The sequence below is a fragment of the Rhizobium sp. NLR16a genome (assembly GCF_017948245.1).
Lineage (GTDB): Bacteria > Pseudomonadota > Alphaproteobacteria > Rhizobiales > Rhizobiaceae > Rhizobium.
Genome location: NZ_CP072865.1, coordinates 1,946,023 through 1,970,413, shown reverse-complemented (window position 1 = coordinate 1,970,413; position 24,391 = coordinate 1,946,023). Strand labels below are relative to the sequence as shown.

Here is a 24,391-nt window from a genome sequence, read left to right as displayed (position 1 = left end):
GTAATAGGTGAAATGAAGGCTGGTTCAAAGTTTTTGAACGCAGTATCGGCGGTTGCGCTGTCTGCTAGTGTTGTTGCTTCGGGCGCAGGTGCTTTGACGTTCGTTTCCGCTACGGCCGCTGAGGCCGCGGTCATCCAGCGCATCGATGTGCGTGGCGCAAGCCGCGTCGGCGCGGAAGCTGTCCGGTCGAACCTCACCATCACGCCGGGCAAGAGTTTCTCGAACACTGATATCGATAACTCGGTCAAACAGCTTTACGGCACGGGCTACTTCTCCGATGTGAAGATTTCGGTTTCCGGCGGCACGCTCGTCGTCAACGTCCAGGAGGCCCAGCTCGTCAATCAGGTCGTCTTCAACGGCAACCGCAAGATCAAGGACGACAAGCTCGCGACGATCGTCCAGACGCATGCTGCCGGTCCTTACAGCGACACGCAGATCCAGTCCGACATCCAGGCGATCAAGGATGCCTATGCCGCCACCGGCCGCAGCGAAGTCGAAGTGACGACGCAGGTGGTGCCGCTCGGCGAGGGCCGCGTCAATCTCGCCTTTGTCATCAACGAGGGCGATCGCACCAAGATCGATTCGATCAATTTCGTCGGCAACAATGCCTACAGCGCCGGTCGTCTGGCTGCCGTCATCAATACCAAGCGTTCGAACTTCCTTTCGTTCCTGACCCGCAAGGACGTCTACAACGAAGACAAGCTTCACGCCGACGAGGAAGCGCTACGCCAGTTCTATTACAATCGCGGCTATGCCGACATGCGCATCGTCTCTTCCGATGCCAGCTTCGACGAGGCGACCAACAAATACACGCTCACCTTCAACATCGAGGAAGGTCAGCGCTACGACTTCGGACCGGTGACCGTCCAGTCGACCGTCGAAGGTGTTGGCTCCGATCAGCTGCTGCCGCTGGTGCGCACGAAGGAAGGTCACGTCTATAGCGCCAAGGAAGTGCAGAAGTCGATCGAAGCGATCTCTGATCAGGTTGCGTCGGCCGGTTATCCCTTTGCGCGCGTCACACCGCGCGGTAACCGCGACCTCAACAACAACACGATCGGCGTCGAATATCTCGTCGACCAGGGCGAGCGCGCCTATGTGGAGCGCATCGAGATCCGCGGCAACAGCCGTACGCGCGACTACGTCATCCGCCGCGAATTTGACATGAGCGAAGGTGACGCCTTCAATCAGCAGATGATCACCAAGGCCAAGCGTCGTCTGGAGGCGCTCGGTTACTTCTCTTCCGTCAATATCTCCACGCAGCCGGGCAGCTCCCCCGATCGTGTCGTGGTGGTGGTCGACGTGCAGGATCAGTCGACCGGTTCGTTCGGTGTCGGCGCGGGTTATGCCGCCGGCGGCGACGGTCTGCTGCTCGAAGCATCGATCGAAGAAAAGAACTTCCTTGGCCGCGGTCAGTACATCCGCATCTCGGCCGGCGGCGGTCAGGAAGGCTCGCGCGCCTACGGCGTCAGCTTCACCGAACCCTATTTCCTCGGCTACCGCCTGGCGGCGGGCTTCGACGTCAACCACAGTGAAACGTCGAGCAACGACAATTACGACTACCAGGAAACCAGCGTCGTTCTGCGCGTCACGGCGCCGATCACCGAAGATCTGGCGACGACTTTCCGCTATAACTACAAGCAGATGAAGTACGACGCTGACAACAGCGATCTTTCCGATCTGTCCGCTCCGTATCAGCACCTCGTTGAGGACAGCCCGTGGACACGTTCCTCCGTCTCGCAGACGCTGACCTACAACACGCTCGATGACACTGTTCTGCCGCGCGAAGGCATCTACGCGACGGCGACGCAGGAAATTGCCGGCCTCGGTGGCGACTCGCAGTTCTATAAGATCTACGGCAAGGCCCGCTACTACCACCTGCTTGCTGATGATGCCGATATCATCGGCTCGGTTTCGGCCTCGGCGGGTTATGTCGTCGGCTTCGGTGAGCACCTGAATGTCTTCGACCAGTTCACGCTGACCAATGGCGACATTCGCGGTTTCGAGAACAAGGGTATCGGCCCACGCGTCAGGGGTGACAACGACGATCCGCTGGGCGGCACAACGTACTTCACCGCATCGGCCGAAGCGACGTTCCCGATGCCGGGCTTCCCGCGCGACTTCAACCTGCGCGGCGCGGTCTTCGCCGATGCCGGCACGTTGTTCGGCAACGACGTTGACCTGAGGGGCGACGGCATTGAGGGCGAAGACGCCTCGCTGCGCGCTTCCGTCGGTGTCGGCGTCGTCTGGCAGTCTCCTTTCGGTGCATTGCGTCTGGATTACGCAATCCCGGTTCTCAAGGAAGACTTCGACAAGACGCAGAACTTCAAGTTTGGCATCAACAACCAATTCTGATATCGGCAGTCCGGAACTGTAAGACTCAATTCCGTTCTGGAGCATTGCCGATGGAGCAAAACGGTTTTTTTCTGCCCCATGAAGGTCTGAGGCTCGCTGAGCTGGCAGAGTTTCTTGGGGCAGAACTCGCCAATTCCGATCATGCCGATGTTATCGTCAAGTCTGTCGCCCCCATCAGCCGGGCGCGGGCTGGCGATGTCTGTTATATCCTGTCGCGCCGTAACCGGGAGGAGTTTGCGACATGCGAGGCCTCGGCGGTGATCTGCGACAAAGCGCTTGCCGATCTCGTTCCTCCGCATCTTCCGGTTATCTTTTCGTCCAATCCGCATGCTGCCTTCGCAATGGCGGGAGGCTTGTTCTACCCCGCAGCATTGCGTCCGGTCGCTCTTTCGGGTGAAAGCGAGATTGCTCCGAGCGCGATCATCGATCAGAGCGCCAAACTTGAAAAGGGCGTGATCGTCGAACCGTTGGCCGTGATTGGTGCGCATGCCGAGATCGGGACGGGAACGCGCATCGGCGCGAACAGCGTCATTGGCCCGAATGTCAAGATCGGCCGGGATTGTTCGATTGCGGCTGGAGCGAGCATTCTTTGCGCGCTGATCGGCAATGGCGTCATCCTCCACAATGGCGTTCGGATCGGCCAGGATGGTTTTGGTTATGCACCGGGGCCGCGCGGCATGATCAAGATCGTTCAGATCGGCCGGGTGATTATCCAGGACAATGTCGAGATCGGCGCCAACACCACCGTCGACCGCGGCGCCATGGACGACACTGTGATCGGCGAGGGGACAAAAATCGACAATCAGGTCCAGATTGGCCACAACGTCCAGATCGGCCGCCATTGCGCCATCGTTTCGCAGGTCGGCATCGCCGGCAGCACGAAGATCGGCAATGGCGTGCAGATCGGCGGCCAGGTGGGAATCAAGGGGCATGTGACGATCGGTGACGGCGTGCAGATCGCTGCCAAAAGCGGTATCATGACCGACCTTGCCGCCGGCGGACAATATGGCGGTGTCCCTGCACGTCCGTTAAAAGACTATCTGAGAGAGGCCGCGCAACAGGTGTCGAAGTCCAAGTTGCGCGGGAGGAACCCTGGAGGCAAGCAAGATGACTGAGGAAGCCACGACGACGCTTTCTTCGGCTGATATTTCCGAAATCATGAAGCTGCTGCCGCATCGCTATCCGTTTCTCATGGTCGACAAGATCATCGAGATCGACGGCGACAACGCGGCGATCGGCATCAAGAACGTCACGGTGAACGAGCCGCATTTCACCGGCCATTTTCCCGAAGCGCCGATCATGCCCGGGGTTTTGCTGATCGAGGGCATGGCGCAGACGGCGGGCGCCATCTGCGCCAAGAAGGAAGGGCAGACCGGCAACCTCGTCTACTTCATGACCATCGAGAATGCGCGCTTCCGCAAGCCGGTCGTGCCCGGCGACCGCGTCGAATTCCACGTGAAGAAGCACAAGCAGCGTGGCAATATCTGGAAATTCCATTGCGACGCCAAGGTCGACGGCGCACTTGTCGCCGAAGCCGATATCGGCGCGATGATCGTTCGTAAGGATCAGGCATGAGCAATATCGCCGAGAGCGCCCGTATCCATCCGATGGCTGTCGTCGAAGACGGAGCTACCATCGGCGAGGGCGTCAAAATCGGTCCTTTCTGCCATGTCGGGCCGCATGTTGTCCTGCATGCGAATGTCGAGCTCCTGGCGCATGCGGTCGTCAACGGCCGCACCGTGATCGGCAAAGGCACGCGCATCTTTCCGATGGCCGTGGTCGGCGGTGATCCGCAGAGCGTGCACCACGGCGGCGAGGAAACGACGCTGACGGTCGGCGCCAATTGCACGATCCGCGAAGGTGTGACGATGAACACCGGCACGGCCGATTTCGGCGGCCAGACGATCGTTGGCGACAACAACCTTTTCCTTGCCAATTCCCACGTCGCGCACGACTGCCGGGTCGGCAACCATGTGATCATGTCGAACAACGTCATGCTCGCCGGCCATGTCGTCATCGAGGATCGCGTTATCCTGGGCGGCGGCTCGGCTGTTCACCAGTTCACCCGCGTCGGCCGCCACGCCTTCGTCGGCGGCCTGTCGGCGGTGAGTTACGATGTCATTCCCTATGGCATGCTGAACGGTAATCCGGGTCTGCTGGGCGGCCTCAACGTCGTCGGCATGACGCGGGCCGGCATCGACCGCGCCGTCATCCACCGGGTGCGCCGCGCCTACAAGGCGATCTTCGAAGGAACGGGCTCCGTGCGCGAAAACGCCGCCGCGATCCGTGAGGAATATGCCGATTGCGAGCAGGTGGTGCAGATCCTCGACTTCATTGCAGCCGACAGCGACCGCGCACTGTCCTCGCCGACCCGGGGGCAGAAGGGCTAGTCCGTGGCTTTAACAGGCGACACCGCTGCGGGCCGGTTGGCGATCATCGCCGGCGGTGGCCTTCTGCCTTGCTATGTCGCCGAAGCCGCGCGCGCGGCTGGCGAAAATCCCGTTATCGTCGCGCTGAAGGACGAAAGTGATCCACGTTGGGAAGGCTATGATCACGCCGTTATCGGCATCGGCGATTTCGCCGCCCTTGAGGGCCTCTTCAACCGATATGGCGTCGGACGTGTGGTGATGTCGGGAAGTGTGCGCCGCCGGCCGGAATGGCGCGAGGTGCGCCCGACGTTGCGCATTCTGATGAAGGTCCCGGCCGCCATTCGCACATTGCTCTCAGGCGGCGACGATACGGTTCTGCAGATGGTGATCCGGTTGATCGAGGGGAACGGGCGGCGGGTCGTCGGCGCCCACGAGATCGCCCCCGACCTGCTCGCTTCCGTTGGCCCGCTTGGTGCCGCCGCCCCCGGCGAGGAAGACCGGCGAGATATCAGCCGAGCCGCCGATGCCGCCGAGACGCTTGGCCGGCTGGATGTCGGGCAGGGTGCAGTCAGCATCGGCGGGCGCGTTGTCGCGCTGGAAGGACTTGAGGGCACAGATGAGATGCTGGACCGTGTTGCCGGCCTCAGGACCGCCGGACGGATTTCGCCGCGCCGCCGCGGCGTGCTCGTCAAGCTCTGCAAGCCGCAACAGGACATTCGCGCTGACCTGCCGGCGATCGGCGTTGCCACAATCCTGAACGCTGCGAAAGCCGGCCTTGCCGGCATCGCAATCGAGGCCGGTCGCTCGCTGGTGCTTGATCGGACCGCGGTCATCAGCGCCGCCGACGAGGCTGGGTTGTTCGTCTGCGGCATCGATCGTGGTCTGCCGGCATGGGGGCTCGAATGAACGGAGCGCCGCTGAAGATCGCCGTCATTGCCGGGGAAGTGTCGGGCGATCTGCTTGGCGCCGATCTCATCGCGGCGCTGAAGCGGATTTACAGCGGGCCGGTGGAGCTTGTCGGCGTTGGCGGCGAGGGGCTGCAGGCGGAGGGGTTGAAATCCCTGTTCGATTTTTCCGAGCTGTCGATCATGGGCATCACCCAGGTGCTGAGCCGGCTGCCAAGGCTGTTTGGCCTGATCCGTCAAACCACGGCTGAGATCGTCGCCGCAAAGCCGGATATCCTTGTCATCATCGACAGTCCCGATTTCACCCATCGCGTCGCCAAGCGCGTGCGCACCGCGTTGCCCGATCTGCCGGTCGTCAATTACGTCTGTCCGAGCGTCTGGGCCTGGAAGGAATATCGCGCCACGCGCATGCTCGCCTATGTCGATCACGTGCTTGCCGTCCTGCCCTTTGAACCGGCAGCCATGCAGCGCCTCAATGGGCCGGCGACGACCTACGTCGGGCATCGTCTGGTCGCCGACCCAGCGCTGCTGGAGACACGTCGCCTGCGCCTGGGAAGGCAGCCAGGTAACGGTCCGATCCTGCTTCTTCCCGGCTCGCGCTCCTCCGAGATCCAGAAGCTTCTGCCTTACTTCGAGATCGCCGCGAATGAACTCGTCGCCCGCAATGGGCCGACACGCTTCATTCTGCCGACGGTGACGCACAGGCAAGCGCTTGTCCGCGAAATCACGGCGGCGTGGGCGGTAAAGCCGGAAATCGTCGTCGGCGCGCAAGCAAAATGGAAGGCCTTTGCCGAGGCCGATGCGGCCATGGCGGCGTCCGGAACCGTTATTCTCGAACTCGCCCTTGCCGACGTTCCCGTCGTCTCCGCCTACAAGGTCGACTGGATCATGCGCATGCTGACATCGGGCATCAAGACCTGGACCGGTGCGCTGCCGAACCTGATCGCCGATTACCCGGTCGTGCCGGAATATCTGAACGATGTCGTTCGCGGTGCAAGCCTTGCGCGCTGGATGGAAAGGCTGTCGGCCGACACCTATCAGCTTAAGGCGATGAAGGAAGGCTACGAGCTCATCTGGCAGCGCATGCAGACGGAAAAGCCGCCCGGCGAACAGGCCGCCGAAATCCTTCTCGACGTTTTGAACAAGAAAAAACCCGGCCATTCCTGACCGGGTTTCTTTTGAGCTCTGAAGCGATCAGCGCTTCGAAACCGGGATGTAGTCGCGCTTCGGTTCGCCGACATAGAGCTGGCGCGGACGGCCGATGCGCTGTTCCGGATCCTCGATCATCTCGTTCCACTGGGCGATCCAGCCGACGGTGCGGGCAAGCGCGAAGAGCACGGTGAACATGGTGGTGGGGAAGCCCAGCGCCTTCAGCGTGATGCCGGAATAGAAGTCGATATTGGGATAGAGCTTCTTCTCGATGAAATATTCGTCGGTGAGCGCAATGCGCTCCAGCTCCATCGCAACTTCCAGCAACGGATCGTCCTTGATGCCGAGTTCGCCAAGCACTTCATGCGTCGTCTTCTGCATGATCTTGGCGCGCGGATCGTAGTTCTTATAGACGCGGTGGCCGAAGCCCATCAGCCGGAACGGATCGTTCTTGTCCTTGGCGCGGGCGACATATTCCGGAATGCGGTCAACGGTGCCGATTTCTGTCAGCATGTTGAGAGCCGCTTCGTTGGCGCCGCCATGGGCGGGGCCCCAGAGGCAGGCGATGCCGGCAGCGATGCAGGCGAACGGATTGGCGCCCGACGAACCGGCGAGACGGACGGTCGAGGTCGAAGCGTTCTGCTCGTGATCGGCATGCAGGATGAAGATGCGGTCCATGGCGCGGGCAAGCACCGGATTGACCACATATTCCTCGCAGGGGACGGCAAAGCACATGCGCAGGAAGTTCGACGCATAGTCGAGGTCGTTCTTCGGGTAAACGAAGGGCTGGCCGATATGATACTTGTAGGCCATGGCGGCAAGCGTCGGCATCTTGGCGATCATGCGCAGGCTGGCGACCATGCGCTGGTGCGGATCGGTGATGTCTGTGGAGTCGTGATAGAAGGCCGACAGGGCGCCGACACAGCCGCACATCACAGCCATCGGATGCGCATCACGGCGGAAGCCGGTGAAGAAGCGGCTCATCTGCTCATGCACCATCGTGTGGTGCGTGACGCGATAGTCGAAGTCCTTCTTCTGCGCGGCCGTCGGCAGTTCGCCGTAGAGCAGGAGGTAGCAGACCTCGAGGAAGTCGCCGTGCTCGGCAAGCTGCTCGATTGGATAGCCGCGGTGCAGCAGCACACCTTCGTCACCGTCGATATAGGTGATTTTGGATTCACAGGATGCGGTCGAGGTGAAGCCCGGATCGTAAGTGAAGGAAGCGGTGTTCTTGTAGAGGGCACCGATGTCGATGACGCTCGGGCCGATCGTGCCGCTTTTAACGGCGAGGTCGACTGATTTGTCACCGATTTTTATTGTAGCGCTTTGATCCGTCATGCTGATCCTCCGAAATGTCGGTGGCGCCACAAAAGCGCCATAGGGGTTAAGCGTCCTTTCCGATAGCTATATGATCGTGACGCTAATGCCAAGTTACCGTGATGGCATTTTGTGCATTGCGGCATCACCTTTTAGGCACCGCAGCGATGAGCCGCACGCATAACGGAAGCCGATGATTCGACTTGCCTTTTGCTTCTTTGGTTTTTCCTTCGTATTTCAACCGATTATTCTTGCCGGATTTGCGTGAAGGTTGCATTCTGGCGACTTCGCGGGGGTCATTTTGGGCGGCGCATGCAGGAACAGACGACAGCCGAATTGCGGCCGCAAGTGGGCGCCGGCCTTGCCGATCCGCCGAATTTTCCTGCGCCTGCGGTGGTGACTCAATCGGTAAGGACGCAGTCGCAGACCCCGTTGCGTCATCGGCTGCTGGCCGCCGCCCGGCAATCGCTGCCTGCCGGAGCCTGCATGCTGGGCGAAGAGGCCGATCATGGCCGAATGCTGCTGTTCTCGCCGGTCTTCCTCGGAGCCGGCTCGGCCTTCTGGTTTCTTGCGGCATCGGATTTGCCCCTCGTTCCATCGCTGCTCTGCTTGCTGGTGTCGGCGGCCGCGGTTTTCCTCACCGGTCCCAGCCGGCCGGCCTTGCGCGCAAGTTTGATGGCGCTGGCACTTTTCGCCGGCGGCATGCTCTCGGCTCAGTTTGAGAGCTGGCGGGCTTCGACGGTGATCCTCGATTCATCCGTGACGACGACCGTGACCGGCCGTGTCGAACGGCGGGAAGGGGACGGCCGCGGGCGCTGGCGCTACATTCTTGCCGTCACCGGCACCGAGGCTCCGGAGCTGAAACGGCCGCCGAGACGCATCACCGCGATCGTCCGGGGCGCCGATGCGCCTTTCGAAATCGGCGACATCATCACCGGCAAGGCACGGCTGACACCGCCGGCGGGCCCCGCACTTCCCGGGCTCAACGACTTCTCCTTCGGTGCCTATTTCGACGGCATCGGTGCCAACGGTTTCTTCTATGGTGCGCCGGAGAAACTCGACTTGGAGGCAGGCCCGCAGGCGGCCAGCTCGACGTCGGACGCTCTGCTCGAATGGCTCTACCGGCTGCGCAGCAGCATCGGCGACCGCATAAGATCGATCCTGCCCGGCGATACCGGCGCTTTTGCCGCTGCTCTGGTGACGGATGAACGGCGCGCCATCTCGAAGACGACGACGGAGGCGCTGCGCCAGTCCGGCCTTGCCCATATCGTCGCGATCTCGGGCCTCAACATGGCGCTGTCGGCCGGCATCTTCTTCGTCGGCTTCCGCATGCTGCTCTGCCTCTTTCCCGGCGTCGCCCAAGCCTATCCGACAAAGAAGATCGCCGCCGCCGGTGCGCTCATGGCCGTCACCGCCTATTACCTGATCTCCGGTTTCGGGGTTTCGGCCGAGCGCGCTTTTATCATGATGACCATCATGCTGATTGCCGTCTTCTTCGATCGGCCGTCGATCAGCCTGCGCAATGTCGTTCTCTCTGCGCTCATCATCATCGCCATTTCACCTTCGGAAGTATTGGGACCGAGCTTTCAGATGTCCTTTGCCGCGACATTGGCTTTGGTATCGGGCTATCAGCTGTGGAAGGACAGGCGTGTCCGTGAAAACGCTTTCCTGAAATTGCCGATCATCAGGCCGGTGGTTGTCGTCGCCGGTTTCTTCGGCGGCGTCTTCCTGACCTCGCTGATCGGCGGTTTTTCCACCGCCCTGTTTTCGATCGAGCATTTTCATCGCCTGACGGCTTACGGCCTGCCGGCAAACCTTGCGACGATGCCGATCATCTCCTTCATCGTCATGCCGGCCGGGCTGCTGGCGATGCTGCTCATGCCCTTCGGGCTGGATGCTCCGCTCTGGACGGTGGTCGGATTCGGCCTCGATCTGGTGATTGCGGTTGCCAAGACGGTGTCCGGCTGGGGCGGCGATATCGGCATCGGCCGCTTGCCCGCCTGGTATTTCGCAGTGGCGGTGGCAGGCTTTCTGCTGCTGACGCTGCTGCGCACCCGGCTGCGCCATGTCGGCACATCCATCATCGCCGTCTCGACACTCACCGTACTGCTGCTGCCGGCTCCCCGCCCGCCGGATCTGGTGATTTCGGAGGATGGTGGTCTGGTTGCGGTCGTTGCGGCTGAGGCAATCGCGTCCAACCGTGAAAACCCGCCGGATTTCATCTTCGACCAGTGGCAGCGAGCGCTGGTCCTGCCGACACATGTTCCACCGAAGATGCTGGATGGTCCGGCTATCCCGCCGGAAGGAGAAGACCGCCGAGTCAGGCTTTCCCGCGATCAGCAGAACGAAGCGAGCGCAGCGATGCGGGCAGCCGCAGCAGGCGGTGAAGCAAACCGGTTTTCCTGCGTCAAGAAGGCGTGGTGCACATCACGACTCGGCAATGGCCATATCGTCACCGTCATCGACAATGCCGCCTATCTCGGCCCGGCCTGCGATACGGCCGATATCGTCGTGACCTCGGTCCGCCTGCGTTTCAACAGCTGCCGTTCAGGCGGGACGCTCTTCACCGGCGAGACGCTCCGCAGGACCGGTTCCGTCGAATTGCGCTTCGCCGATGCCGGCCTGCAGGTCGCAACCGCATTCGAGGCGCTATCGCGGCCATGGATGCGCCATCGCGCCTATGATTGGCGCAAAGACAGTTTTACCGAATCCGGTCCGGCTGCTGTCAGTGATAACGGCGAATGAGGCCGACGAGCTTGCCCTGCACCTTGACGCGGTCCGGCCCGAAAATCCGGGTCTCGTAAGCCGGGTTGGCGGCTTCCAACGCGATCGAGGCGCCCTTCCGGCGGAAGCGTTTCAGCGTTGCTTCCTCGTCGTCGACGAGGGCAACGACGATGTCGCCGGGACTTGCGGTGCTGCCGTTGCGGATGATCACGGTGTCGCCGTCGAAGATGCCGGCGTCGATCATCGAATCGCCCTTGACCTCCAGCGCGTAGTGCTCACCGGAGCCAAGCATGTCCGCGGGAATGACGATGTCATGCGTGTTGTTCTGGATCGCCGAGATCGGAACGCCGGCGGCGATTCTTCCCATGACCGGCACGGAGACAGAGTTGCCGTTGTCGGCGACCGGCTTTGCGGCAGCGGGGGCGGCGACCGGCTGGGGTTTGCCGAGGCTGCCCTCGATGACGCTCGGCGAAAAACCGCGGCGCTGTTGCAGGCTGGGGTTATAGGCCTCCGGAAGCTTGATCACTTCAAGCGCCCGGGCGCGATTCGGTAGGCGGCGAATGAAGCCGCGCTCCTCGAGCGCCGTGATCAGGCGGTGAATGCCGGATTTCGAGGCGAGATCCAGGGCATCCTTCATTTCGTCGAAGGAGGGAGGGACGCCGGATTCCTTCATGCGCTCATGAATGAAAAGGAGAAGCTCCTGTTGTTTGCGCGTGAGCATCGACGTCAGACCCCTGATTGAAACAAATCCAGAACAGACACTATATGTTCCATATGTGTTCCGCAAGTAGCTAAATTTCCGTAAAACTTCGGGCCAACTCGTCGAGATTTTTAATTTCATTCGACGGGATTGGCGCACATCGCTTGCATTCGGGGAGGGGCTGTCGCACATCTTTGCCCCTTTCAGGAGGATATCATGAACGCGCATTCCGCCAAGTCGCATCCGCTGGATCACGTCGTGCTGCCGGTGGTCAATATCGATCTGGCGCGTGAGAGGCTCGGCAAGCTCGGTTTCACCGTCGCCGCCGATGGGCGCCATCCCTTCGGAACGGAGAATGCCTGCGTCTTTTTCGCCGACAAGACCTATCTGGAGCCGCTTGGCGTGGCGAGCGTCGAGGAGAGCGAGGCAGCGGCCCGCCACGGCAATGTCTTCATCGCCCGCAATCGCGCCTTCCGCTTCCGCTGCGGCGAGGAGGGATTGTCTGCGCTGGCCTTCCTCAGCGAGGATGCCGGCCTCGATCATAAGCGCTTCGTCAGCAACGGCGCGAGCGCCGGCGAGATGTTGCAATTCAGCCGGCCGATGCGGATGCCGGATGGTTCGGAGACCGTCGGCAGCTTCAAGCTGGCCTTTGCAGCTGATCTGCGCGCACCCGATTTCTTTCTCTTTACCTGCCAGCGCATCAATTCCTTCCCGACAGATCGCGCCGCGCTGGAGACGCATGCCAATGGCGTGATCGGCATTGCCGAGATCGCGCTTTGTGCGCCGGACCCGGCGGCATTCGCCGCCTTCGTCGGGCTTGCGATAGGGCAGGCGGCGGCGGAGAAAACCGGTTTCGGCGTGAATATCGCGGCATCAAATGCGAAGATCAGCCTGATGACGCCCGAAGGGCTGGAGGCCTATTTCGAGCTTGCCGTCTCATCCGCCGATCGTGGTCTGCGCGGCCGGGTAATCCTCTTCACCGTCGCCGATCTTGCCGTGACAGAAGCGCATTTGGGTGCTAACGGGATCACATTCACGCGCAAGAACAATCGCATTCTGGTGAAGTCTACGCCCGGGCAGGGTGCGCTCTTCGCCTTCGAGGAAACACGATGAGCACCGACACGAATTCCGAAGTCAGGATCGGCGAAGGCGAAGGTCAGGTCACCTTTTCCAATACCGCCCGCCTGTCGCTGATTGCCGGCCCCTGTCAGATGGAGAACCGGGACCACGCCTTCATGGTCGCCGGCACGCTGAAGGAGCTTTGCGCAAAGCTTGGCATGGGTCTTGTCTACAAAAGCTCCTTCGACAAGGCCAACCGCACCTCGCTCTCGGCCGAGCGCGGCATCGGCCTGGAAAAGGGCATGGAGGTCTTTGCCGACCTCAAGAAGGAATTCGGCTTTCCGGTCATAACCGACGTCCATACGGCCGAGCAATGCGCCGAGGTGGCCAAGGTGGTCGATGTCCTGCAGATCCCGGCCTTCCTCTGCCGTCAGACCGACCTACTGATCGCCGCCGCAAGGACCGGCCGTGCCGTCAATGTCAAGAAGGGCCAGTTCCTCGCCCCCTGGGACATGAAGAACGTCCTGAAGAAGCTCAACGCCAGCGGCAATCCGAATGTGCTCTTGTGCGAGCGTGGCGCTTCCTTCGGCTACAATACGCTGGTCTCCGACATGCGCTCGCTGCCGATTATGGCGGCGATGGGCGCTCCCGTCATCTTCGACGCGACGCATTCCGTCGCTCAGCCGGGCGGGCAGGGCGATTCCTCCGGCGGCCAGCGCGAGTTCGTGGAAACGCTGGCGCGCGCGGCAGTGGCGACGGGAATTGCCGGCGTCTTCCTCGAAACCCATCAGGACCCCGACAACGCGCCGTCCGATGGCCCGAATATGGTTTATCTCAAGGACATGCCGCGACTGCTCGAGAAGCTGCTTGCCTTCGATGCGATCGCCAAGTCCTGACGTTCAACAAGCTGACATGTTCGTGGTTTAGGCCACGACGGAATGCTGGTTCGGAGGCCGGAAATTGCGGCATTGTAATTTGCACGCCTTCGATTATGACAGGCTTCGAACGACTTATCACCCACCGAGCAGGAAGAACCCATGACTGCAATCACCGATATCATCGCCCGCGAGATCCTCGATAGCCGTGGCAACCCCACCGTCGAAGTCGACGTCTATCTCGAAGACGGCAGCATGGGCCGCGCGGCCGTTCCCTCGGGCGCCTCGACGGGCGCGCATGAGGCGGTCGAGCTGCGCGACGGCGGCAAGCGCTATCTCGGCAAGGGCGTCGAAAAGGCGGTCGAGGCCGCCAACACCGAGATCTTCGACGCGATCGGCGGCATCGACGCCGAAAACCAGATTCAGATCGACAACATCATGATCGAGCTCGACGGCACGCCGAACAAGTCGCGCCTCGGCGCCAACGCCATCCTCGGCGTCTCGCTCGCCGTCGCCAAGGCTGCCGCCCAGGCATCCGGCCTGCCGCTTTACCGCTACGTCGGCGGCGCTTCCGCCAGCCTCCTGCCGGTGCCGATGATGAACATCATCAACGGCGGCGCCCATGCCGACAATCCGATCGACTTCCAGGAATTCATGATCCTGCCGGTCGGCGCCGATTCGATCGCCGACGCCGTGCGTATGGGGTCGGAAGTCTTCCATACGCTTCGAAAGGAGCTTGCCGCGCAGGGCCACAACACCAATGTCGGTGACGAAGGCGGCTTCGCCCCCGGCCTGAAGAGCGCGCCCGAAGCCCTGGATTTCATCATGAAGTCGATCGAGAAAGCCGGCTACAAGCCGGGCGACGACATGTGCCTCGGCCTCGACTGCGCCTCGACGGAATTCTTCAAGGACGGCAAGTATGTTCTCGAAGGGGAAGGCCGTACGCTCGAATCGGGCGCCATGGCCGAATATCTCGCCGAGCTCGCCGGCAAATACCCGATCATCTCGATCGAGGACGGCATGGCCGAGGACGACTGGGACGGCTGGAAGGCGCTGACCGATCTGATCGGCAAGAAGACCCAGCTCGTCGGCGACGATCTCTTCGTCACCAACTCCGCCCGCCTTCGCGACGGCATCCGCATGGGCGTCGCCAACTCGATCCTCGTCAAGGTCAACCAGATCGGCTCGCTGACGGAAACCCTCGACGCCGTCAACACGGCGCATAAGGCGGCCTATACCGCGGTCATGTCGCACCGCTCCGGCGAAACCGAAGATTCGACCATCGCCGATCTTGCCGTTGCCACCAACTGCGGCCAGATCAAGACCGGTTCGCTGTCGCGTTCCGACCGTCTCGCCAAGTACAATCAGCTGATCCGCATCGAGGAAGGCCTCGGCCCCCAGGCCCAGTATGCCGGCCGCTCGATCATCAAAGGCTGATCGTTCCGATTTTCAACGGCTCGACCCGCGCCACCCGGCGCGGGTTTTTTCGTGCGCGCTTTCTACGGTCAATGAACGGTTAATCTCTGCGCGTTATGCTGAGCGAATTGGTAATGCGTTCAAGAGCATGCGTGTATGTGGACAAAGCATCATAAGAAGAGAAAGCTCGGCCGCTTCGTCATTCCGGCCATGACGGTCGCCTTCCTTTCCTATTTCGGTTATCATTGCATCCATGGCGATTATGGCCTGCGGGCGACGGAGACGTTCGAGCGTCAGCGCGTCGCGCGCGAAAGGGAGCTTGCCGTCCTTAAGGCGAAGCGCGAACATCTGGAAAGCCAGGTCGCGCTGCTGAGTGATGGCTCGCTCGACAAGGATATGTTGGACGAAAAGGCGCGATATCAGCTGAATATGTCGCGCGCGGACGAGATCGTCATTTTCAACCATTATTCCAATTAACCGAAATCGGGTTAATTGGAATTCCCGATTTGTTTTCAATGATTTAGCGACGAATACGAGCCATGCAATTATGGCATTGCTGTGGTCATATTTCTTCCCTATGGTACGCGCCACCGAGAAACGACAAACCCATAGGGAGGGTTGAATGGCGCCGCGAAAGACCGCGACCGTTTCCAGCCGCAAAACTGCAGCAAAACCAGCAGCCAAAGCATCGAATGGAGGCCCGGTAGCCGACTTCGATCGGGATGAGGAACTCAAGGCCTATCGCGAGATGCTACTGATCCGCCGCTTCGAGGAGAAGGCCGGTCAGCTTTACGGCATGGGCTTCATCGGCGGCTTTTGTCATCTCTATATCGGTCAGGAAGCCGTCGTTGTCGGCATGCAGATGGCACAGAAGGAAGGCGATCAGGTCATCACCGCCTATCGCGACCACGGCCATATGCTGGCAACCGGCATGGAGGCGCGCGGCGTCATGGCGGAGCTGACCGGGCGCCGCAGCGGCTATTCCCACGGGAAGGGCGGCTCGATGCACATGTTCTCGAAAGAGAAGCATTTCTACGGCGGTCACGGCATCGTCGGCGCCCAGGTTTCGCTCGGAACGGGGCTTGCTTTTGCAAACCACTACCGCGGCAACGGCAATGTCGCCATCGCCTATTTTGGCGACGGCGCTGCCAACCAGGGCCAGGTCTACGAGAGCTTCAACATGGCGGCGCTCTGGAAGCTGCCGATCGTCTATATCGTCGAAAACAACCGTTACGCCATGGGCACCTCGACCGCCCGTGCCACCGCCCAGTCGAACTATTCGCTGCGCGGCTCCGGTTTCGGCATTCCCGGCATTCAGGTCGACGGCATGGACGTTCGCGCCGTCAAGGCGGCGGCCGACGAGGCGCTAGAACATTGCCGCTCCGGCAAGGGGCCGATCATTCTCGAAATGCTGACCTATCGTTATCGCGGCCACTCCATGTCCGATCCGGCGAAATATCGCACGAAGGAAGAAGTGCAGAAGATGCGCTCCGAGCAGGACCCAATCGAGCAGGTGAAGGCGCGCCTCATTGAAAAGGGCTGGGCTTCCGAAGACGATCTGAAGGCGATCGACAAGGATGTCCGCGACATCGTCGCCGACAGCGCCGACTTCGCCCAGGCCGATCCGGAGCCGGATGCATCCGAGCTCTATACCGACATTCTGCTTTAATCGGGGAGGGAACCCATGCCTATCGATATCCTCATGCCCGCCCTCTCTCCGACCATGGAAGAAGGCACGCTGTCCAAATGGCTGAAGCAGGAAGGTGACAAGGTCACTTCAGGCGACGTCATTGCCGAAATCGAGACCGACAAGGCGACGATGGAAGTCGAAGCCGTTGACGAAGGCATCATCGGCAAGCTGCTGGTCGACGCCGGCACCGAAGGCGTCAAGGTCAACACCAAAATTGCCGTGCTGCTGCAGGACGGCGAATCCGCTTCGGATATTTCCGCCAAGCCGGCCGCCGCCGCTCCGCAGGTGGCCCAGGAAGAAAAGCCGACCAACACCGGTTCGGCCTCAGCGCCGCTTCCGGCCGAGCCGAAGGCTGTCGTTCCGAATGACCCGGAAATTCCAGCTGGCACCGAAATGGTGTCAATGACCGTGCGTGAAGCGCTGCGCGACGCCATGGCCGAAGAAATGCGCGCCAGCGACGACGTCTTCGTCATGGGCGAGGAAGTCGCCGAATATCAGGGCGCCTACAAGGTCACGCAGGGCCTGCTGCAGGAATTCGGCCCCCGCCGCGTCATCGATACGCCGATCACCGAGCACGGCTTTGCCGGAGTCGGCGTCGGTGCCGCCATGGCCGGCCTTCGCCCGATCGTCGAATTCATGACCTTCAACTTCGCCATGCAGGCGATCGACCATATCATCAACTCGGCCGCCAAGACGCTGTATATGTCTGGCGGCCAGATGGGCGCTCCGATCGTCTTCCGCGGCCCGAACGGTGCCGCCGCACGCGTCGGCGCCCAGCACAGCCAGGACTATGCCGCCTGGTACAGCGCCATCCCCGGCCTGAAAGTCGTCATGCCCTACACGGCATCCGACGCCAAGGGCCTGCTGAAGGCGGCAATCCGCGACCCGAACCCGATCATCTTCCTCGAAAACGAAATTCTCTACGGCCAGCACTTCGACGTGCCGAAGCTCGATAATTTCGTGCTGCCGATCGGCAAAGCGCGCATCCATCGCCCGGGCAAGGACGTCACGGTCGTGTCCTTCGGCATCGGCATGACTTATGCGACGAAGGCGGCCGCCGAGCTCGAACAGCTCGGCATCGATGTCGAACTGATCGATCTTCGCACCATCCGCCCGATGGATCTGCCGACCGTTATCGAATCGGTAAAGAAAACCGGCCGCCTCGTCACCGTCGAGGAAGGTTATCCGCAATCATCCGTCGGCACCGAAATAGCCACCCGCGTCATGCAGCAGGCCTTCGACTATCTCGATGCGCCAATCCTGACGATCGCCGGTAAGGACGTGCCGATGCCTTACGCCGCCAATCTCGAAAAGCTGGCCCTTCCGAATGTCGGCGAAGTCGTCGATGCGGTGAAGGCCGTTTGCTACAAATAAGGGGAGGGTATTTCGATGCCGATCAATATCACGATGCCCGCCCTCTCTCCGACCATGGAAGAAGGCAATCTTTCCAAGTGGCTGGTCAAGGAAGGCGACACGGTCAGGTCTGGCGATGTCATCGCCGAGATCGAGACCGACAAGGCGACGATGGAAGTCGAAGCCGTCGATGAAGGCACGGTTGCCAAGCTGGTCGTTCCGGCCGGCACCGAAGGCGTCAAGGTCAACGCGCTGATTGCGGTTCTCGCCGCTGACGGTGAGGATGTCGCCGCCGCCGCAAGCGGTGCCGGCTCCGCCGCGCCGGCCAAGGCTGAAGCCGCCCCCGCTCCGAAGGCAGAGGCTGCACCGGCGAAGGCTGAGTCCGCTCCGGCTGCCGCCGCTGCACCGGCATCGGTTTCGGCAGGCGGTAACCGCACCTTCTCTTCGCCGCTCGCCCGCCGTCTCGCCAAGGAAGCCGGTATCGATCTTTCCGCTGTCGCAGGCTCCGGCCCGCATGGGCGCGTCATCAAGAGCGATGTCGAAGCCGCCGTTGCCGGCGGTGGAGCCAAGGCTGCGCCGGCTCCGGCCGCTGCTGCTTCCGCTCCGCAGGCCGCTCCGGCCCCGGCCGCTGCAGCGCCGAAGGGCGCTTCCGAGGAAGCCGTGCTCAAGCTCTTCGAACCGGGTTCTTATGAGCTCGTGCCGCATGACGGCATGCGCAAGACGATCGCCCGGCGCCTGGTCGAATCCAAGCAGACGATCCCGCATTTCTACGTCAGCGTCGATTGCGAGCTCGATGCTCTGATGGCGCTGCGCGCTCAGCTGAACGATGCGGCCCCGCGCAAGGACAATGCCCCGGCCTACAAGCTCTCGGTCAACGACATGGTCATCAAGGCCATGGCGCTGGCGCTGCGCGATGTTCCGGATGCAAACGTCTCCTGGACCGACAGCAACATGGTCAAGCACAAGCACGCCGATGTCGGCGTCGCCGTCTCGATCCCCGGCGGCCTGATCACGCCGATCATCCGCAAGGCCGAGCAGAAGACGCTGTCCGTCATCTCTAACGAGATGCGCGATCTCGGCAAGCGGGCCAAGGACCGCAAGCTGAAACCCGAGGAATACCAGGGCGGCACCAGCTCGGTCTCGAATATGGGCATGATGGGCGTCAAGAACTTCGCAGCCGTCGTCAACCCGCCGCACGCGACGATCCTCGCGGTCGGCGCCGGCGAGCAGCGGGTCGTCGTCAAGAACGGCGAAATGGCGATCGCCACGGTCATGAGCGTTACGCTGTCGACCGACCATCGCTGCGTCGACGGTGCGCTCGGCGCCGAGCTGCTCCAGGCCTTCAAGGGCTACATCGAAAACCCGATGGGCATGCTTGTCTGATAGCGAAGCGGAGGCGGAAATGACCAAGACCGTTCTTTGCTATGGCGACTCGCTGACCTGGGGTTATGACGCCGAGACGATCGGCCGTCATGAGTACAAGAATCGCTGGCCGAGCGTGCTTCAGGCAGCGCTCGGCAGCGAGGCGCGCGTCATCGCCGAAGGCCTGAACGGTCGCACGACCGCTTTCGACGATCACCTCGCCGATTGCGACCGCAACGGTGCGCGGGTTCTGCCGACGATCCTGCAGACACATGCGCCGCTCGATCTCGTCATCCTGCTGCTCGGCACCAACGACATGAAGCCGGTTGTTGCCGGTTCGGCCTTCGCCGCATGCCAAGGCATCAGCCGCCTCGTGCGGCTGATCCGCAATCATGCCTGGCCCTTCGAATTCGACGGGCCGGAGATCCTGATCGTGGCGCCGCCGGCGATCTGCGCGACGGGCAATGTGCCTTTCGCCGCCTCCTTTCCCGGCGGCATCGAGGAATCTGCCAAGCTCGCGACACTCTACCGTGACCTTGCCGACGAACTCGGCTGCGGCTTTTTCGACGGCAACTCCGTCGCCAAGACCACGCCGATCGACGGCATTCATCTCGATGCGGAGAACACGCGTGCGCTCGGGCGCGGCCTGGAATCGATCGTGCGGATGATGCTGGGGATCTGAGGATATGACCGCCTTCATCGCCCTGCGGCAGGCCTCACGGCGCGATGCCTCGGAGCTGGCGATCCTGGCGGATATCGCATCGCATGGGTTTGCCTCCTGGCTCTGGTTTGCCGATGTGGCGAATGGCGTCAGCGACACGCCGTTGGAGCGGGGGCGGCTGAAAATGAGTGAGGAGCAGGCTGTCGGCGGCTGGCGGGATGCTGTGATCGCCGAGGCTTATGGCGAGGTCGCCGGTGTGGCGATCGGCCATGCGCTCGATGAAGGCATAGGCGATATCGAGGCGACGATCCCGGCGACAGAGCCGATGCTCGCCTTGCAGAAGACGGTGGTGGGAAGCTGGTTCATCGGCAGTCTCGGCGTCTATCGCCATCTGCGCGGCATCGGCATCGGGCGCAGGCTGCTGGACGATCAGATCGAAAGGGCGGATTACCGCCCGGTCAGTCTCATCACCGCAAGTGATAACGAGGCGGCTCTGTCGCTTTATGGAAGAAACGGATTTCTGGAGGCTGCGCGTGCCGATGCCGTGCCGCTCTTCGAAAACAGCAAGAGACACGCGTGGGTGCTCATGACCCGCAGCGCAGCGTAACAAAAGGGCAGGAAACACATGGCTGAATCCTACGACGTCATCATCATTGGCTCCGGTCCGGGCGGCTATGTCGCCGCCATCCGCGCCAGCCAGCTCGGCCTCAAGACCGCGATCGTCGAGCGCGAGCATATGGGCGGCATCTGCCTGAACTGGGGCTGCATTCCGACAAAGGCGTTGCTGCGTTCGGCCGAGGTGCTCGATCATGCCAATCACTTCAAGGATTTCGGCCTCGTTCTCGAAGGCACGGTCAAGCCGGACGCCAAGGCCGTCGTCGGCCGCTCGCGCGCCGTTTCCGCCCGTCTGAATGCCGGCGTCGGCTTCCTGATGAAGAAGAACAAGATCGACATCATCTGGGGCGAAGCGAAGTTGACGAAGCCCGGCGAGATCGTCGTCGGCAAGTCGTCGAAGCCTGTTGTCGAGCCGCAGCATCCGCTGCCGAAGAACGTCAAGGGCGAGGGCACCTATACCGCCAAGCACATCATCATCGCGACCGGCGCCCGCCCGCGCGCGCTGCCCGGCATCGAGCCGGATGGCAAGCTGATCTGGACCTATTTCGAAGCGCTGAAGCCGGACGCGCTGCCGAAGTCGCTGATCGTCATGGGCTCGGGTGCGATCGGCATCGAATTCGCCAGCTTCTACCGCTCGATGGGCGTCGACGTCACGGTCGTCGAAGTCATGCCGACCATCATGCCGGTCGAGGATGCCGAAATCACCGCTATCGCCCGCAAGCAGCTGGAAAAGCGCGGCCTCAAGATCTTCACCAGTGCCAAGGTGACCAAGGTCGAGAAGGGTGCGGGAAGCATCACGGCGCATGTCGAGACGTCGGACGGCAAGGTGCAGCAGATCACCGCGGACCGGATGATTTCGGCTGTCGGCGTTCAGGGCAACATCGAGAACCTCGGCCTCGAGGCACTCGGCATCAAGACCGACCGCGGCTGCGTCGTCGCGGACGGTTACGGCAAGACCAATGTCGCCGGCATCTATGCGATCGGCGACGTCGCCGGCCCGCCGATGCTGGCGCACAAGGCCGAGCATGAAGGCGTCGTCTGCGTCGAAAAGATCGCCGGGCTGCCGAATGTTCATCCCACAGACAAGGGCAAGGTTCCCGGCTGCACCTATTGCAACCCGCAGGTCGCTTCCGTCGGTTTCACCGAAGCCAAGGCCAAGGAACTGGGCCGCGACATTCGCGTCGGCCGCTTCTCCTTCGCGGCGAACGGCAAGGCGATCGCGCTCGGCGAAGACCAGGGCATGGTGAAGGTGATCTTCGACAAGAAGACCGGCGAGCTGCTCGGCGCCCACATGGTCGGCGCCGAAGTTACCGAGCTCATCCAGGGCTTCGTCGTCGCCATGAACCTCGAAACGACCGAGGAAGAGCTGATGCATACGATCTTCCCGCATCCCACGGTTTCGGAAACCATGAAGGAAGCGGTGCTCGATGCCTATGGCCGTGTGCTGAACGCTTGAGAATTTCGGGGCCGCCCTTTTTTGCCGGAGCGGGAAGTCGCTCCGGTCGGGTGGAAAAAGCGAAAGGAAATCATCATGTCTATGGAGACGCAGGCGTTGCTGGTGTTTTTGCTGATCGGTCTGGTTGCGGGCTTCCTGGCAAGTCTGGTCGTCGGTGGCGGCGGCCTGATCAGATGCCTGCTGAGCGGCATCATCGGCGCCTTCGTCGGCGGTTATCTGTTCAGCGCGCTCGGCATTTCGCTGGGCATTGAAAACGCGCTGGTCGTGCAGATCATCCACGCCACGGTCGGCGCCATCATCGTGGTGCTGGTCGCAAGGGCGGTCGCGTAGCGCAGTTTGAGGTCAGGACAGGCATGGAAGGCGTGGGCTGGATTTCGGCAATCATCATCGGCGGACTTGCAGGCTGGCTCGCCGGCAAGCTGATGGATGCCCGATACGGGATTTTCCTGAACATTGTGCTCGGCATCGTCGGCTCGGTCGTCGCCACCGCCATCCTCGCCCAGTTTCACGTTCAGCTGGCCGGCGGACGGCTCGGCTATTTCGTGACGGGTTTCCTCGGCGCCTGCCTGCTGATATTCCTTGCGCGACTGGTGCGGCGCTAGATCGCGACGCGCTATAGAGACTGTGCCGCATAGGGCGGCGGAAAGCTGATACCGTAATGGTGACCATTCTCGACACGATCAATCCTGACGCCAAGCGCGTACGCCATCCGGAGAAGGCGCATCGGCCGGATACGGAAGTCATGCGCAAGCCGGACTGGATCCGCGTCAAGGCGCCGACCTCCAAGGGATATGCCGAGACCCGCGCTATCGTGAAGGAGCACAAGCTCGTCACCGTTTGCGAGGAGGCCGGCTGCCCGAATATCGGCGAGTGCTGGGACAAGAAGCACGCGACCTTCATGATCATGGGCGAGATCTGTACCCGCGCCTGCGCCTTCTGCAACGTCGCGACCGGCAGGCCGAACGCGCTCGACATGGCCGAGCCCGAGAACGTCGCCAAGGCCGTCAGGGAGATGGGCCTCAGCCACGTCGTCATCACCTCCGTCGACCGCGACGATCTCGAAGACGGCGGTGCCGAACATTTCGAAAAGGTGATCTGGGCGATCCGCGAGGCCTCGCCGGCAACGACGATCGAAATCCTCACGCCTGATTTTCTGAAGAAGCCGGGCGCCTTAGAGCGCGTCGTCGCCGCCAAGCCCGACGTCTTCAACCACAACATGGAAACGGTTGCCGGCAACTATCTGACGGTTCGCCCCGGCGCCCGTTATTTCCATTCCATCCGGCTCTTGCAGCGGGTGAAGGAACTCGATCCCGCCATGTTCACCAAGTCGGGCATCATGGTCGGCCTCGGCGAGGAGCGTAACGAAGTGCTGCAGCTGATGGACGACCTGCGCACCGCCGATGTCGACTTCCTGACGATCGGCCAGTACCTGCAGCCGACCCGCAAACACCACAAGGTCGAGAGCTTCGTCACCCCGGACGAGTTCAAATCCTACGAAACCGTCGCCTACAGCAAGGGCTTCCTGATGGTCGCCTCCAGCCCGCTGACCCGTTCTTCCCACCATGCCGGCGATGATTTTGCCCGGCTGAGAGCGGCGCGTGAGAAGAAGTTGTTGCTGGCGGCTGAGTAAGGTTTGGGTGCTGCCAAGCTCTCTCTCGTCATGCTCGGGCTTGTCCCGAGCATCTGCAACCGATCGATAGGGCAGCAGATCCTCGGCACAAGGCCGATGATGACGTCGAGTAGGATGGGGAGGTTAGGCAACAAACTGACTGCGGTGGATTTTGCCAAGGTTTTCTTTGGGCAGCCAATGAATATCATATCCGGATTGAAATCGACGCTGGCCGATGCCGATCGCATCCTGGTGATCGGTTGCCCTGGCAGCGGAAAGAGCACGCTTGCAAGGGGGCTCTCGCGAAAGCTCGATCTTCGCTACATTTCCATGGACCGCGACTTCTACTGGCTGCCGGGCTGGAGAAAGAGGCCGCGCGACGAGATTGACCGTCTTATCGCCGATGCCGTGACGGAAGAGCGCTGGATCATGGATGGAACCGGCCTCAATTCCTTCCATCTCCGGCTGCCGCGCGCCGAGGCCGTGATTTGGCTTCGTCCGTCAAGATATGCGTGTCTGTTTGGCGCCGTCTCAAGAACGTTTCGTTATTTTCGGCGTAACCGTCCCGAACTGCCGGCCGGCTGTCCTGAGCGCATCTCGCTGGATGCGCTTGCCTATATCTGGAATTTCGAGCGGGACGCCGTGCCACTGATCGAAGCCGCACTTCGGGATTATGTCGCCGGAAGCGCCGAACGCGGCCTTGGCAACCAGGTTCTTCAGCTAAAATCCCGCCGCCAGATGCGCGAACTCCTTGATCTTCTGGGCGCGCCCGCTTAAGTGCC

Annotated in this window: 23 protein-coding genes; 21 read left to right on the top strand and 2 right to left on the bottom strand. The window is 61.7% G+C overall.

Annotation, left to right across the window (positions count from 1 at the left end):
- Positions 1–12: 12 nt before the first annotated feature.
- The 6 genes from bamA to lpxB are packed head-to-tail and all read left to right on the top strand — an operon-like array spanning position 13 to position 6,793.
- Complete coding sequence (gene bamA / locus J7U39_RS09610) at positions 13–2,352, top strand: outer membrane protein assembly factor BamA (RefSeq protein WP_210631511.1); 2,340 nt, start codon at positions 13–15, stop codon at positions 2,350–2,352.
- A 50-nt stretch (positions 2,353–2,402) separates the two neighbouring features.
- A complete protein-coding gene (lpxD, locus tag J7U39_RS09605; protein ID WP_210631510.1) occupies positions 2,403–3,467 on the top strand; it encodes a UDP-3-O-(3-hydroxymyristoyl)glucosamine N-acyltransferase in 1,065 nt (354 codons plus the stop codon).
- Positions 3,460–3,927, top strand: a complete 468-nt coding sequence (gene fabZ, locus J7U39_RS09600; RefSeq protein ID WP_210631509.1) for a 3-hydroxyacyl-ACP dehydratase FabZ — start codon at positions 3,460–3,462, stop codon at positions 3,925–3,927. The genes lpxD and fabZ overlap by 8 nt, the downstream gene beginning before the upstream one ends.
- Positions 3,924–4,742: an acyl-ACP--UDP-N-acetylglucosamine O-acyltransferase gene (lpxA, locus tag J7U39_RS09595; protein ID WP_210631508.1), complete on the top strand. Its 819-nt coding sequence runs from the start codon at positions 3,924–3,926 to the stop codon at positions 4,740–4,742. Before fabZ ends, lpxA begins: the two co-directional genes overlap by 4 nt.
- 3 nt (positions 4,743–4,745) lie before the next feature.
- Positions 4,746–5,627 (top strand): LpxI family protein, encoded by an 882-nt coding sequence (locus J7U39_RS09590; RefSeq protein ID WP_210631507.1) that lies wholly within the window; start codon positions 4,746–4,748, stop codon positions 5,625–5,627.
- Complete coding sequence (gene lpxB / locus J7U39_RS09585; protein WP_210631506.1) at positions 5,624–6,793, top strand: lipid-A-disaccharide synthase; 1,170 nt, start codon at positions 5,624–5,626, stop codon at positions 6,791–6,793. Before J7U39_RS09590 ends, lpxB begins: the two co-directional genes overlap by 4 nt.
- A gap of 27 nt (positions 6,794–6,820) precedes the next feature.
- On the opposite strand, the gene gltA is transcribed toward lpxB, so the two are convergent.
- Complete coding sequence (gltA, locus tag J7U39_RS09580; RefSeq protein ID WP_126921050.1) at positions 6,821–8,110, bottom strand: citrate synthase; 1,290 nt, start codon at positions 8,108–8,110, stop codon at positions 6,821–6,823.
- Positions 8,111–8,401: 291 nt separating this feature from the next.
- On the opposite strand from gltA, the gene J7U39_RS09575 reads away from it, so the two are divergent.
- Positions 8,402–10,834 carry a ComEC/Rec2 family competence protein gene (locus tag J7U39_RS09575; RefSeq protein WP_210631505.1) on the top strand — a complete coding sequence of 811 codons (2,433 nt, stop codon included), beginning with the start codon at positions 8,402–8,404 and terminating at the stop codon, positions 10,832–10,834.
- Here the strand turns inward: J7U39_RS09575 and lexA are convergent.
- Positions 10,815–11,534: a transcriptional repressor LexA gene (gene lexA / locus J7U39_RS09570; RefSeq protein ID WP_210631504.1), complete on the bottom strand. Its 720-nt coding sequence runs from the start codon at positions 11,532–11,534 to the stop codon at positions 10,815–10,817. The genes J7U39_RS09575 and lexA overlap by 20 nt on opposite strands.
- Before the next feature lie 195 nt (positions 11,535–11,729).
- On the opposite strand from lexA, the gene J7U39_RS09565 reads away from it, so the two are divergent.
- The 14 genes from J7U39_RS09565 (at position 11,730) to J7U39_RS09500 (ending at position 24,386) form a co-directional block, all read left to right on the top strand.
- Positions 11,730–12,626 (top strand): VOC family protein, encoded by an 897-nt coding sequence (locus J7U39_RS09565; protein ID WP_210631503.1) that lies wholly within the window; start codon positions 11,730–11,732, stop codon positions 12,624–12,626.
- The gene (kdsA, locus tag J7U39_RS09560; RefSeq protein ID WP_210631502.1) at positions 12,623–13,468 is read left to right on the top strand and encodes a 3-deoxy-8-phosphooctulonate synthase; all 846 of its coding nucleotides are present in this window, start codon (positions 12,623–12,625) and stop codon (positions 13,466–13,468) included. Before J7U39_RS09565 ends, kdsA begins: the two co-directional genes overlap by 4 nt.
- A gap of 141 nt (positions 13,469–13,609) precedes the next feature.
- A complete protein-coding gene (gene eno / locus J7U39_RS09555) occupies positions 13,610–14,884 on the top strand; it encodes a phosphopyruvate hydratase (protein ID WP_210631501.1) in 1,275 nt (424 codons plus the stop codon).
- 135 nt (positions 14,885–15,019) lie between these two features.
- Positions 15,020–15,340: a septum formation initiator family protein gene (locus J7U39_RS09550; protein ID WP_064802306.1), complete on the top strand. Its 321-nt coding sequence runs from the start codon at positions 15,020–15,022 to the stop codon at positions 15,338–15,340.
- A gap of 145 nt (positions 15,341–15,485) precedes the next feature.
- On the top strand, positions 15,486–16,532 hold the full coding sequence (gene pdhA / locus J7U39_RS09545; protein WP_011425209.1) for a pyruvate dehydrogenase (acetyl-transferring) E1 component subunit alpha: 1,047 nt from the start codon (positions 15,486–15,488) through the stop codon (positions 16,530–16,532).
- A 15-nt stretch (positions 16,533–16,547) separates the two neighbouring features.
- Positions 16,548–17,927 (top strand): pyruvate dehydrogenase complex E1 component subunit beta, encoded by a 1,380-nt coding sequence (locus tag J7U39_RS09540; protein ID WP_210631500.1) that lies wholly within the window; start codon positions 16,548–16,550, stop codon positions 17,925–17,927.
- 15 nt (positions 17,928–17,942) lie between these two features.
- Positions 17,943–19,289 carry a pyruvate dehydrogenase complex dihydrolipoamide acetyltransferase gene (locus J7U39_RS09535; RefSeq protein ID WP_210631499.1) on the top strand — a complete coding sequence of 449 codons (1,347 nt, stop codon included), beginning with the start codon at positions 17,943–17,945 and terminating at the stop codon, positions 19,287–19,289.
- Positions 19,290–19,308: 19 nt separating this feature from the next.
- Positions 19,309–19,950 carry an SGNH/GDSL hydrolase family protein gene (locus tag J7U39_RS09530; protein ID WP_012483686.1) on the top strand — a complete coding sequence of 214 codons (642 nt, stop codon included), beginning with the start codon at positions 19,309–19,311 and terminating at the stop codon, positions 19,948–19,950.
- Positions 19,951–19,954: 4 nt separating this feature from the next.
- Complete coding sequence (locus tag J7U39_RS09525) at positions 19,955–20,536, top strand: GNAT family N-acetyltransferase (RefSeq protein WP_210631498.1); 582 nt, start codon at positions 19,955–19,957, stop codon at positions 20,534–20,536.
- Positions 20,537–20,554: 18 nt separating this feature from the next.
- A complete protein-coding gene (gene lpdA, locus J7U39_RS09520; RefSeq protein WP_210631497.1) occupies positions 20,555–22,000 on the top strand; it encodes a dihydrolipoyl dehydrogenase in 1,446 nt (481 codons plus the stop codon).
- A 75-nt stretch (positions 22,001–22,075) separates the two neighbouring features.
- Positions 22,076–22,330 carry a GlsB/YeaQ/YmgE family stress response membrane protein gene (locus J7U39_RS09515; protein ID WP_011425215.1) on the top strand — a complete coding sequence of 85 codons (255 nt, stop codon included), beginning with the start codon at positions 22,076–22,078 and terminating at the stop codon, positions 22,328–22,330.
- Between the two features lie 23 nt (positions 22,331–22,353).
- Positions 22,354–22,602 (top strand): GlsB/YeaQ/YmgE family stress response membrane protein, encoded by a 249-nt coding sequence (locus tag J7U39_RS09510; RefSeq protein WP_088683956.1) that lies wholly within the window; start codon positions 22,354–22,356, stop codon positions 22,600–22,602.
- Between the two features lie 56 nt (positions 22,603–22,658).
- Positions 22,659–23,630 carry a lipoyl synthase gene (gene lipA, locus J7U39_RS09505; protein ID WP_210631496.1) on the top strand — a complete coding sequence of 324 codons (972 nt, stop codon included), beginning with the start codon at positions 22,659–22,661 and terminating at the stop codon, positions 23,628–23,630.
- Between the two features lie 177 nt (positions 23,631–23,807).
- The gene (locus J7U39_RS09500; protein WP_210631495.1) at positions 23,808–24,386 is read left to right on the top strand and encodes an AAA family ATPase; all 579 of its coding nucleotides are present in this window, start codon (positions 23,808–23,810) and stop codon (positions 24,384–24,386) included.
- Positions 24,387–24,391: the final 5 nt, after the last annotated feature.

Excerpts from the sequence above, each read along its gene's own strand:
- bamA (WP_210631511.1), top strand. The coding sequence starts at position 13 with ATGAAGGCTGGTTCAAAGTTTTTGAACGCAGTATCGGCGGTTGCGCTG.
- lpxD (WP_210631510.1), top strand. The coding sequence starts at position 2,403 with ATGGAGCAAAACGGTTTTTTTCTGCCCCATGAAGGTCTGAGGCTCGCT.
- fabZ (WP_210631509.1), top strand. The coding sequence starts at position 3,460 with ATGACTGAGGAAGCCACGACGACGCTTTCTTCGGCTGATATTTCCGAA.
- lpxA (WP_210631508.1), top strand. The coding sequence starts at position 3,924 with ATGAGCAATATCGCCGAGAGCGCCCGTATCCATCCGATGGCTGTCGTC.
- lpxB (WP_210631506.1), top strand. The coding sequence starts at position 5,624 with ATGAACGGAGCGCCGCTGAAGATCGCCGTCATTGCCGGGGAAGTGTCG.
- gltA (WP_126921050.1), bottom strand. The coding sequence starts at position 8,110 with ATGACGGATCAAAGCGCTACAATAAAAATCGGTGACAAATCAGTCGAC.
- J7U39_RS09575 (WP_210631505.1), top strand. The coding sequence starts at position 8,402 with ATGCAGGAACAGACGACAGCCGAATTGCGGCCGCAAGTGGGCGCCGGC.
- lexA (WP_210631504.1), bottom strand. The coding sequence starts at position 11,534 with ATGCTCACGCGCAAACAACAGGAGCTTCTCCTTTTCATTCATGAGCGC.
- J7U39_RS09565 (WP_210631503.1), top strand. The coding sequence starts at position 11,730 with ATGAACGCGCATTCCGCCAAGTCGCATCCGCTGGATCACGTCGTGCTG.
- kdsA (WP_210631502.1), top strand. The coding sequence starts at position 12,623 with ATGAGCACCGACACGAATTCCGAAGTCAGGATCGGCGAAGGCGAAGGT.
- eno (WP_210631501.1), top strand. The coding sequence starts at position 13,610 with ATGACTGCAATCACCGATATCATCGCCCGCGAGATCCTCGATAGCCGT.
- J7U39_RS09550 (WP_064802306.1), top strand. The coding sequence starts at position 15,020 with ATGTGGACAAAGCATCATAAGAAGAGAAAGCTCGGCCGCTTCGTCATT.
- pdhA (WP_011425209.1), top strand. The coding sequence starts at position 15,486 with ATGGCGCCGCGAAAGACCGCGACCGTTTCCAGCCGCAAAACTGCAGCA.
- J7U39_RS09540 (WP_210631500.1), top strand. The coding sequence starts at position 16,548 with ATGCCTATCGATATCCTCATGCCCGCCCTCTCTCCGACCATGGAAGAA.
- J7U39_RS09535 (WP_210631499.1), top strand. The coding sequence starts at position 17,943 with ATGCCGATCAATATCACGATGCCCGCCCTCTCTCCGACCATGGAAGAA.
- J7U39_RS09530 (WP_012483686.1), top strand. The coding sequence starts at position 19,309 with ATGACCAAGACCGTTCTTTGCTATGGCGACTCGCTGACCTGGGGTTAT.
- J7U39_RS09525 (WP_210631498.1), top strand. The coding sequence starts at position 19,955 with ATGACCGCCTTCATCGCCCTGCGGCAGGCCTCACGGCGCGATGCCTCG.
- lpdA (WP_210631497.1), top strand. The coding sequence starts at position 20,555 with ATGGCTGAATCCTACGACGTCATCATCATTGGCTCCGGTCCGGGCGGC.
- J7U39_RS09515 (WP_011425215.1), top strand. The coding sequence starts at position 22,076 with ATGTCTATGGAGACGCAGGCGTTGCTGGTGTTTTTGCTGATCGGTCTG.
- J7U39_RS09510 (WP_088683956.1), top strand. The coding sequence starts at position 22,354 with ATGGAAGGCGTGGGCTGGATTTCGGCAATCATCATCGGCGGACTTGCA.
- lipA (WP_210631496.1), top strand. The coding sequence starts at position 22,659 with ATGGTGACCATTCTCGACACGATCAATCCTGACGCCAAGCGCGTACGC.
- J7U39_RS09500 (WP_210631495.1), top strand. The coding sequence starts at position 23,808 with ATGAATATCATATCCGGATTGAAATCGACGCTGGCCGATGCCGATCGC.